General features: G+C 70.0%; 3 protein-coding genes and 1 pseudogene. All 4 read right to left on the minus strand.

Going from position 1 to position 3,927, the window contains the following annotated elements:
- A pseudogene (locus HMPREF0975_RS16275) lies at positions 1–314 on the minus strand (AAA family ATPase); the annotation flags it as partial.
- Between the two features lie 238 nt (positions 315–552).
- Positions 553–1,473, minus strand: a complete 921-nt coding sequence (locus HMPREF0975_RS11805; protein ID WP_021608827.1) for an LmeA family phospholipid-binding protein — start codon at positions 1,471–1,473, stop codon at positions 553–555.
- 16 nt (positions 1,474–1,489) lie between these two features.
- On the minus strand, positions 1,490–2,323 hold the full coding sequence (locus HMPREF0975_RS11810; RefSeq protein WP_009234417.1) for a hypothetical protein: 834 nt from the start codon (positions 2,321–2,323) through the stop codon (positions 1,490–1,492).
- 163 nt (positions 2,324–2,486) lie between these two features.
- Entirely contained in the window at positions 2,487–3,899 is a 1,413-nt protein-coding gene (locus HMPREF0975_RS11815; protein ID WP_009234418.1) for an FHA domain-containing protein, read from the minus strand.
- Positions 3,900–3,927 lie beyond the last annotated feature (28 nt).

A 3,927-nucleotide genomic window follows, 5' to 3' on the forward strand; every position in this document is an offset into this window, starting at 1 on the left:
GCCTCTCGGCGCAGCGCCTCGCGCGAGGGCAGCGGCCCAGTACCGGGACCCTCCTCCGCCGGAGCCGCGGGCCCGGAGGGGTAGCCGGGAACCGTCACCCTCGCCGACGAGGGAGCCGAAGAGGATGCGAGCGCCCCGGAGGCCAGCGGGTCGGCCTGGGGCGGGAAAGAAGGCGGCTGCTGAACCATGGCCGGGCCTCCCTGCCCCGCGGAGGGCATGGCGGGCTGACCGGAGGGCTGCCCGGTCGACTGACCACCGCCCCAACCACCCGGCTGACTGCCGGGCTGGGCGCGGTGCTCGGGCTGCATGCTCATGGTTCTCCTTGCTCGGGTCCTGCGTGATCCCTCACGCAGCGTGCTCGCGATCGGAAAGGTCGAAAGACGGAAAGGCGGAAACGCGATGTGTCGGCAGGCTATACGAGCCGACGGAGTCTGGGGCACCCGGGAGGGGGAAGTACTCCCCACCAGCGCGCAGCAGCCTCATCTTTCGCCGCCATCACGTGGGTTCAGAGGAAATGTGAGACGAATCGTGGTCGGGCCGGCGTCCTCCGGATCACAGACGACCGAGGTTCACCTGGTTCCCGGTCAGGCTCAGCCGAAGCCCATCGTCGGTGACGATCGCACTGGTGGGATGCAGACCCTGCGGCAGGGACCCGGCTGGAACCGTGATCTGCGGGGAGTCCAGTCCGACGTAGCCGAGCAGACTGCTCTCCGCAGTGTCGACATCCACCCCAGTCTCGTCCCCTCCTATCCGGGTGGAGGTGATGGTCAGCACCAGGCTGCCGTCAGCCCCCACCGACGGTACGATCTCCGCCTCACCGTCGATGCCGAGCAGGGAGGCCGAGGCCTGGATGGCTCCCGGATCCTGGGCGCTCGTCCCTGTCCGCTTGGCCTGAAGCGTCATGCCCTGCATCTTCGGGTGCGATTTGGCGGCGAGTGCGGCCACCTGCCGCCAGCTGACGGTGCCGGATACCGTCACCGTATCTGTCGGGTAGGGCGAGCGCAGGCTGATACGGCTGAGGTCGACGTCGACGTCACTGAGCGTGATCGTGGCGCCACCCTGGCCCTTGGGGGTGATCTCCAGGCTCTCGGAGTCCACCGCCAGGCTGTCCAGCGACCCGCCGACGAGCTGGCGCAGGACGATCCCCTTGGTGGCGATTCTCGCGTCCGAGCTGAGCCCCGGCAGGGCGGAGCGCACCGCGGCGTCGATCTGACTGCGCACGAGGTACTCCGCGCCGACGGCCCCGGCAGTCAGAACGACGACGAGCACCAGGAGCACCACCCCCCAGCGCCGGGCGCGACGGCGTCGGGCATGACGGCGCTGATCGCCTTCCGATGCGTCGGGCTCCTCGGATTCTTCCGCCAGAACCTCGTCGAAGAACGCACTCTTGGAGGCAGGTTCACTGTCCTGCGCCTCTTCCTCCTCCCTCGGTTCCAGCTCCTCGGAAGGATCGGCGTCGTCCTGGTCATGCATCACGCCCCGCGCCACGTCATCGCCTCGATGCCGCGGGCGAGCTCTGGGCCACCGGAGCGGTGGTCGCCGAGCGCTCAGCCGTCTCATCGACGGCCGCCCGGTTGGCGGCCTGCTCCTCATCGAGCATGTAGAGGTCCTCAGCCGTGACCATGAGAGTGGATACGGCATGCTCCACCAGCGCGGTGCGCCGGTTGGAGGCGGCCCCGGCAACGCGTCCGCCGCGCAGCCCGCGCACGCCTACCCTGTCGAGCTTCTCGCAAACGTTGTCGAGCTTGCGGTTGAACTTGGTCAACGGCCACCCCAGGCGCGCCGCAGCCGCCGCGGAGGAGGGGATCTCGGCGGCCCCGGTCCCGGCCCGCTTGAGCACCGGCTCGGACAACGCCAGGACGAGCAGTAGCTGGGAGCGGGTCATCGGGGTTACCCCGATGGTGGTCTGTCCCGTGGACTGGCGCACGCCGTCGATCCCAGAGAAGTGATCCTCCCCAGAGGTGATGAGGTTGATCTCATAGGTGGTCGGGCCGGCGGAGAAGGTGAGGATGACTCGAGGGAAGACCAGGGGGATGCGGGCTCCGGGAGCCAGGCGCGACTGGACCAGCCCCTCGCCGTCGGTCAGCGTGGCCGACAACCGGCTCCCCTCGTTGGCGATCCACCACAGCTTCTCGGAATAGGCGAAGACCAGGAAGCGGCGATGGAGGTAGGGGTTGTCATCGATGTCCAGGTCGCCCCCTCGGCCGATGACGAAGGTGTCGGTGGAGGCCACCCGATGGATTTCGCCGGAGAAGTCCAAGACGAGCTCGTCGGGCTGGTCCGGATTGACCTCCGGCATCTCCGTCCAGGTCAGGTCGCTCATGAAATCTCCTTCCACAGGTCCAGCCTCGTGCCGGAGTGGTCAGCAGCGCAACGGCGGGGCTGCTATTGCATCAATTCTTTATGAGTCGTTGTAGGTGCCCGGGATAAGTCTTGCCGACAACCCGATTCCGCACCGGCGAAGCATTGTCGAGCAAAATGTGACCTCAACCACTTTGGGGTCTCAGCCATGCTGGCGGATCAATGCGAAGCGTCACGCCGTCGCCGATATCCATCAGGTCCCCCATGAAGACCGGCGTCGGCACGCCCGAGCCCAGGAGGACGGGCGTCGCGCCGGGCCGCGCCAGCACCGTGCCGTTGGACGAACCGAGATCCTGAACCAGGATGCTCCATCCCGAGGTCGTGAGCATGAGATGGGAGCGCGAGACCATGTGCTGCGGGCTGGGCACCGCCACCAGGGCCACGATGTGCGGGTCATCCCCGCCCGGCACCTGGGGAGCACGTCCGATCACGACGTCACCGGCCACCTCGACGGCGGCACCGGTCGACAGGGTCAGCGTGGCCAGCGCCGGTCGTCGCACATAGGAGAACACTCCCGTCAGGGGCTGCGAGCAGGTCAGGCACTCGCGGATCTCGGGCGGGTTGGCGTGACCCCGGGGGCAGATCGAGGCCCGTACCGGGGGCGCCGCGATGAGAGCGGCCTCCGAGGCGGAGACGACCTCGGTGTTGGGCAGCGCCTCCAGGGGCTGGGGAGCGCGAACCGGCTGGGGCTGCTTGCTCTTGGAGTTGTCCGGCGCCGTGGGGGTATCCGCCGTCGGCTGCTCGCCCGAGCCGGCCGAGGGAGCCGTCGGGGCCCGGTGGGCGCCCCGACGACGACGGCGCCCCGAACCGGGTTCTGGCTCGGGATAGTCGGGGAATGTGCCGACGTCGCCGGTGTCGGCCCCATCGGCCCCATCGGCTCCGTCGCGCCCCCGGCTCTGGCCGAGGGGGTCGGAGGCGTCGTCGGGATCCTCCCAGACACCCGTCTCCAAAAGCTCGGGAGAGGAATCTCCGGGGCTCGGCGGTGCCGGCTGCGCGACGGAGCCCTCGTCGCCGACCGCGGCGCCCGTTCCCGCGTCGAGCCCGACCGCGGCGCCCGCGCCATCAGCGACGGTTGCGGCATCATCGGTGTCCAGACCGGGGGCGCTCTCGGGCTCCGGGTGCGTCGGGGCCGCGTCTCGCGGCAGCTCCGTGACCAGGGAGACAGGCTTGAGCAGTGTGGTCTCGTCGCTGGGCTCCGCCGGGGCGCCACCGCCCGGACTCCTGTCCGCGCCGCGAGCGCTGTCGTCGAGATCGCCGAAGGCCGCGGTCCGCAGGCCGGACGACCGCGTAGCCGTGGTCGTCGCACTCGACGCCGTCGGCCCCACCGTGGGCAGGTAGGTGCCCCCCAGGGCCTCGAGGACCCGGAGCCCCGCCTCGACGGAAACAGTGCGGGACTCGGCCCCGGCGGCAGGACTGATGACGGCGACCCCGTCAACGCCGTCGGCCCGCAGGGACCCGTCCGCCAGGCGCGTCAGCCCCGCGGGCAGCGGAACGCGCTCGCCCGGCCGGGAAATCGGGGAGATCGGGGAAGCGGTCACTGCGCCTCCTGAACGGCGGCGACACCGG

The organism is Actinomyces sp. oral taxon 849 str. F0330, from assembly GCF_000239715.1.
GTDB lineage: Bacteria > Actinomycetota > Actinomycetes > Actinomycetales > Actinomycetaceae > Actinomyces > Actinomyces johnsonii.

Excerpts from the sequence above, each read along its gene's own strand:
- HMPREF0975_RS11805 (WP_021608827.1), bottom strand. The coding sequence starts at position 1,473 with ATGCATGACCAGGACGACGCCGATCCTTCCGAGGAGCTGGAACCGAGG.
- HMPREF0975_RS11810 (WP_009234417.1), bottom strand. The coding sequence starts at position 2,323 with ATGAGCGACCTGACCTGGACGGAGATGCCGGAGGTCAATCCGGACCAG.